4 protein-coding genes are annotated in these 5,873 nt (G+C 69.3%); 2 read left to right on the plus strand and 2 right to left on the minus strand.

Features of this window, described 5'->3' with window-relative positions; all coding sequences use genetic code 11:
• Window positions 1-176: 176 nt before the first annotated feature.
• Both purB and ACFXGX_RS36995 read right to left on the minus strand, forming a co-directional pair.
• Complete coding sequence (gene purB, locus ACFXGX_RS36990; RefSeq protein ID WP_384800755.1) at window positions 177-1,619, minus strand: adenylosuccinate lyase; 1,443 nt, start codon at window positions 1,617-1,619, stop codon at window positions 177-179.
• A 285-nt stretch (window positions 1,620-1,904) separates the two neighbouring features.
• Window positions 1,905-2,417, minus strand: a complete 513-nt coding sequence (locus ACFXGX_RS36995) for a hypothetical protein (RefSeq protein WP_384800758.1) — start codon at window positions 2,415-2,417, stop codon at window positions 1,905-1,907.
• Window positions 2,418-3,382: 965 nt separating this feature from the next.
• Between ACFXGX_RS36995 and ACFXGX_RS37000 the strand changes: the two genes are divergently transcribed.
• Window positions 3,383-3,964 (plus strand): sigma-70 family RNA polymerase sigma factor, encoded by a 582-nt coding sequence (locus tag ACFXGX_RS37000; protein WP_326789111.1) that lies wholly within the window; start codon window positions 3,383-3,385, stop codon window positions 3,962-3,964.
• The gene (locus ACFXGX_RS37005) at window positions 3,961-5,334 is read left to right on the plus strand and encodes a BN159_2729 family protein (protein WP_384800763.1); all 1,374 of its coding nucleotides are present in this window, start codon (window positions 3,961-3,963) and stop codon (window positions 5,332-5,334) included. Before ACFXGX_RS37000 ends, ACFXGX_RS37005 begins: the two co-directional genes overlap by 4 nt.
• Window positions 5,335-5,873 lie beyond the last annotated feature (539 nt).

The raw sequence follows: 5,873 nt of genomic DNA on the forward strand, positions 1-5,873 counted from the left end.
GTGGGCCCCAGCCGCGGCCCCGCGTGCACACCCCCTTGGGGGGGGCCGCCGCCCCGCGGTCGTTGCCGGGGCGCGCCCCCGCCCGGCGGGCCCGTGCGGGTCGGGGGCGGCCTCCAGGTCCGCTTGGGCAAGGGGGCACCTCCCTGCGCGAGCGGAGCCGAGAGCTTGGGGGAGGGTCAGAGGATCGCGCCGGGCGTGTAGCCCGCGGCCTCCGGGTGCTGCTTCGCGATCTCTTCGACCCGACCCACGACGACCGCCACCTGGTCGGCCGCGGCTCCCGTGAAGGACAGCTTGTCGGCCATCAGCGCGTCGAGCTGCGCGCGGTCCAGCGGGATCCGCTCGTCCGCGGCGAGCTTGTCGAGCAGCTCGTTGCGTTCGGCGCCCTGCTCACGCATGGCGAGGGCGGAGGCGACGGCGTTCTCCTTGATGGCCTCGTGGGCGACCTCGCGGCCGACACCGGCGCGCACAGCGCCCATGAGGACCTTGGTCGTCGCGAGGAACGGCAGGTAGCGGTCCAGCTCGCGGGCGACGACGGCCGGGAAGGCGCCGAACTCGTCGAGGACGGTCAGGAAGGTCTCCAGCAGACCGTCAAGGGCGAAGAACGCGTCCGGCAGAGCGACCCGGCGCACCACCGAGCACGACACATCGCCCTCGTTCCACTGGTCGCCGGCCAGCTCGCCGGTCATCGACGCGTAGCCGCGCAGGATGACCATCAGACCGTTGACACGCTCGCAGGAGCGGGTGTTCATCTTGTGCGGCATCGCGGAGGAGCCGACCTGGCCGGGCTTGAAGCCCTCGGTGACCAGCTCGTGCCCGGCCATCAGGCGGATGGTCTTGGCGGTCGAGGACGGGGCGGCCGCGACCTGCACCAGCGCGGTCACGACGTCGTAGTCCAGCGAGCGCGGGTAGACCTGGCCGACGGAGGTGAAGGCCTGCGAGAAGCCGAGGTGCCCGGCGATCCGCCGCTCCAGGTCGGCGAGCTTGGCCGCGTCGCCGCCCAGCAGGTCGAGCATGTCCTGGGCCGTGCCGACCGGGCCCTTGATGCCGCGCAGCGGGTAGCGGCCGAGCAGCTCCTCAAGGCGGCCGTACGCGACGAGCATCTCGTCCGCGGCGGTCGCGAAGCGCTTGCCGAGGGTGGTGGCCTGCGCGGCCACGTTGTGCGAACGGCCGGCCATGACCAGCTCGGCGTACTCGCCGGCGAGCTTGGCCAGCCGGGCCAGGACCGCCACCGTACGGTCGCGTGTCAGCTCCAGCGAGAGCCGGATCTGAAGCTGCTCGACGTTCTCGGTGAGGTCGCGGGAGGTCATGCCCTTGTGCACGTGCTCGTGGCCGGCGAGGTCGTTGAACTCCTCGATCCGCGCCTTCACGTCGTGCCGGGTGATTTTCTCGCGCTCGGCGATGGAGGCGAGGTCGACCTGGTCGAGGACGCGCTCGTAATCGGCGATGGCGGCGTCCGGCACCTCGATCCCGAGGTCCTTCTGGGCCCGCAGCACGGCGAGCCAGAGCTGACGCTCCAGCTTGACCTTCTGCTCGGGGGACCAGAGCGTGGCGAGCTCGGCGGAGGCATAGCGTCCGGCGAGAACGTTGGGGATACGGGGCTTGGCAGGCGCGGCAGTCACGTGTACGGAGCTTACCGGCTGTCCGGAGTGACTCCTGTTATGTCCGCGGCGTCCCGGATGCGCAGGTCGTGGCGGAGCGGCACCCCCCGGCGGACCGGGGCGTGCGTGAGGAGGTGGGGGACGGGGCGGAGGTGTCGGGCTCGGGTGCGCACCACAGACCGCGTCGTCGCTCCTGCGCCCGCCGGTCATCGCGGCGGATTGAGGCTCAACTCCTTTGAACGGAGGGGAGTTGTTCACCGTATGAAGGGATGGATGGCTCGGTGGAACGTTTTCGCAGGGTGGTGCTCATGATCCGGAACGCGGGGGGCGACTTCCGTAGCCCGCCTGTGCGTGCGGATCGGGGTGGGGTTGCTCGCTGCCCACAACGGCGCGCAGACCCCCGTACGTTTTCGACGTGAACCGGTCGTGGGCGAAGGTGAGCTCTGCCGTGATCAGCTGGTTGCGCTCGTCGTTGACTTCCTCGATCTCCTGCATGAGCTGGGAGTTCTTGGCGCGCAGTGCCGTGTTCGCGTTGCGCGCCTCGTCGAGGGCTCTGGCGTGACTGCCGAGTCTGATGGCGGTGATGGTGGCCCGGCGGGCCATGGCTTTCTCTCGCTGGGCCAGATCCAGCTCGCGTTTTTGGATGTCCAGCTCGAGGCGTCGTCGGTGTTCCGCCAGGACGCCGAGATCATGTCGTGTGCGGGTATCGACCTGGGTCACCGTGTGACGGAGCAGGGCCGCAAGTGCCCCGGCCACGCCCATGGTTAACAGGCCGATCCCGACTGTCGCCGCTTCCCATGCATGGTGCCAGACGCCCACGCCCACGAATGTCCAGCCGGCTGTGCAGCTGGCGGCGGACGCGGTTGCCAGTCTGTACGCCACGTTTTGTTACCCCCTTGCAGTGGCCCCCCGGCTGTCGTCGGCATCGAGATCCTTTTGAAGCTCGATAGCTTGGACGATGTTCCCGCTGAGCATTGTGCGGATTCTGAGATCAGTGATTCCCCATGCGTCCATGGCCTCCTCCGGGGTGAGTGATACCGAGGCTACCCTCCGTGTCGCAGGCTGAGGCCCGTGTTCCGGCGGAAGCATGCCGCTGTTCACCAACATCTCTCGCTGGTCGAGGCCAAGTACTGACGCCCATGCGGTCAGTTGCGAGGGAAGGGGGAGGGTCTTTCCTTCCAGTGTTCTGCTGATCGTCGTCAGGCTCACTCCAATCGCGATGGCCAGTTGAGCCCGGCCACCGGCTCGTGGGCGTACGTCGTACCCGGCCGCTGTCGCGGCATTCGTGAGGTACTCGCCCACCTTCCGTGCGAGAGCTTGTCGCTCACCGCGGGACTCGTGGGGGGACTCTTCCATGCTCCGCATGTTCCGGAGAGTAGCGCGCGTGTATGCAACTTGCACGCGACTTGCATGCGTGCATCTTCGCAGGTCAATCGGCGTTTAACAGTCATGGCAGGCCAAGGGGGACGGATCGCACGTCAGTTCCCCACAAAAAGTCTCGTCTTCATACCGGCGAAGCAACTTGCGTACGTGTACGCAAGTTGCATATGTTGCATGACTGTGAGTTAGTCGCACGTATGCAAGTCCCTTTGAGGGGACCCTATTTGCACCGCCTCGGCATCGGCTCGACCAGGCTCCGGAGCTGCGAGGCAACCGCGGGGGGCGCCTCGAAAACCTTCGGACACGACTACCCGGTCATCCGGCGCCCGAGCCCGGCTTTGGCCGGATCGGACCGTCGCAGCACCTGCCCACCACAGTTCATCCACTCATGAACGGAGTAGGCCTTGATCGCCGAGGCTAACGCCGCCACACCGCGGTTCGACACCAGAGAACCGGCCCTTATCGCCCGTGCGCTCGCGGGCGACCGGGACGCTTTCGGGGAGCTCTACGCTCTGCATCACCCCGCGGTACTGGCTTACGTACAACGCCGTGTACGCAATCGGCAGGTCGCCGAGGACATCACCGGCGAGACCTTTCTCAACGCCTGGATGAAACGCGAGACCTTCACCTATCGCGGCATCGGTTTTGTCGGGTGGCTGATCACCATCGCCCGGAACAAGGTCATCGACCATTGCAAGAGTGCCCAGCGCCGCGAGTTCGTCGTCGAGGACATGCTCGGCTTCGACGAAGATCTCACGGTCAGTACCGAGGACACCGTACTGATCAGTCTGGACGAGGAGTTGCTGCGCCGGGCTCTGGAGCAACTGCGGCCACCACAACGCGAAGTCCTCACGCGCCGCTTCTTGATGGAGTTCTCGGTGCTGGAGACGGCACGCCAGATGTCACGGTCCGAAGGCGCGGTGAAGACCCTGCAGTTCAGGGCTCTGGCCAAGCTGCGCAGCGAGTATCTGGGGGTGGCGGCATGACCACCGTGCCGGAGATCCGTTCCGTCGTCGAAGCCAATCTTGCCGAGCAACTCAGCGCGTTCGCGCGGGAGTTCGTCGCCGACCTGGAGGCGCAGGGGCGTCTGGTGGAGGCCGGCGGGGCCGGTGTCCTCGAACGGCTGCGGACACAGGTCGAGGCCGTGCAGAACTGTCCGGAGGCCTACCACGCGGCCGTGGACACGATCGTGGAGGACTGCGGCTACCCGAGCGAGGTCGCGATGCGGATCGCCACGGCGCTGAACCGCAAGGGGCTGATCCCCGGCGACGACGTCGAGCCGCGCCACGAGGGTGCGTCCGCTTCCGATCCGAACGGCGGGGGACGGATCCCCGGCGACGACATCGAGCCACGGCACGACCGGGCGCCGGCGTCCGCCCCCGCCCTCGCGCCCGCCCCTGTGCCCGTGTCCGCGCCCGCCCCCGTGCCTGTGCCCGCGTCCGCGTCCGCGTCCGCGCCGGACCGTGACGAGCGGGACCTCGGCGTCGGCGGTCCCGAGCCGCGGCACGATCATGTCCAGGCGCCCGGGCCGGACGGTGAGGAACCCGTGCTCGACGGTGAGGAGTCCGAACCCCGGCACGATCGCGCTCCCGCGTCCGTGCCGGACCACCAGGAGCCGGTTCCCGGGGCCGAGAACCCCGAGCCGCGGCACGACCGCGCCTCCCTGCCCTCGCCGCTCGTGCCGCCCGCGCGCGGTGCGATCGTCCTGCATCTCGCCGACCGCGCCGGACGGGTCATGGTGGAGCACGGGGCGGCACCGGTGCCGCAGCGCGTCGACGGGCAGGTTCCGCGCGTGCGGCCGGCCGCCGCGCGGTCGCGCCAGGTCGGATGGGGCAGCGCCTCCGCCCGTGCGGTCTCCGTCGCCGCGAGCCTGCAGTCAGACCACCTCGCACGCCTGGAGGCCATGCAGATCACGGCGGACGGCGAGCGGGTCACGGTGGCCATCAAGGCCACCTGCCTGGACGACTGGGAGTACTGGCTCGACGCGATCGGCGCCCCCCGCAACGTACGGACCCGGACGGCCGGGCACGCTCAGGTGGCGGCGGGAACCCTCGACGGAGTCGCCGTCCACCTCACCGCGCACGGTGTCCCTGAGCTCCTCCAGGACGCGAGCGACACGGCCGCCGATCCGTTCTTCCTCTGGGGGCGGATCTACGACCTCGGGATGGGGCAGGTCGACCGCACCGACCGGATCTGGCTGTCGCTCGGGCGGCGCCAGGACGAGCGCGGGATGCCGCTGCTGGTCCTGCGCGGCACGGACGGTCCTCCGTATCCGCTCGCCTCGATCGTCATGGCGCACGGCCCGCTGACGGTGACCCCCCTGCCCTCCGGCGGAATCACCGGCGACAGTGCGTGATCGTCGCCGGGGGCGCCGCTTCGGCTGGCCGTTTCTCACTCGTGACGCCCCGCGCCTCTGCATGAGGCGAACCGGGGCGACGCGTCCACACACGCTCACGTTCTGTGTACTGAACCTGGCGCAGAGCGATCTCGGCCGGTAGTAGGCGCGGCCGTCAGGGATGGCCGGTTTCCCACCCTGCCGGCGGTCCGCCGCAAGGGTGCCGATGGGGCACATCGGCCCTGATCGGTCCACCGGTGGTGTGTCGGGGCCAAAAGGTACGCACGTGCCTTTCGCCCGGCCACGCCCATGGACAGGTGCCCGCAAGTTCCCCGGGTGGTGCTCTGGGGCGTACTTCTCAGGCCAAGGCTCGAGTGCTTTGATGTTGATTCCAGCGGGAACTCCCGGCTGGCCTGTTACTTGCCATCCCGGCGGGATGACAAGACGGCTCCTCTCCATGCTCCGCAAAGCTGGAGGGGCCGTCGGCGGGGGGGGGGGGGGCGCGGCGCGCGCGCGGGCGCGGCGGCGGCGTGGGGGGGGGGGGGTGTGCGCTCTCCACA

The sequence above is a fragment of the Streptomyces sp. NPDC059371 genome (genome assembly GCF_042751995.1).
Taxonomy (GTDB): Bacteria; Actinomycetota; Actinomycetes; order Streptomycetales; family Streptomycetaceae; genus Streptomyces.

Bases quoted from the DNA above. Each gene is read 5' to 3' on its own strand.
- ACFXGX_RS37005 (WP_384800763.1), top strand. From the start codon at position 3,961: ATGACCACCGTGCCGGAGATCCGTTCCGTCGTCGAAGCCAATCTTGCC.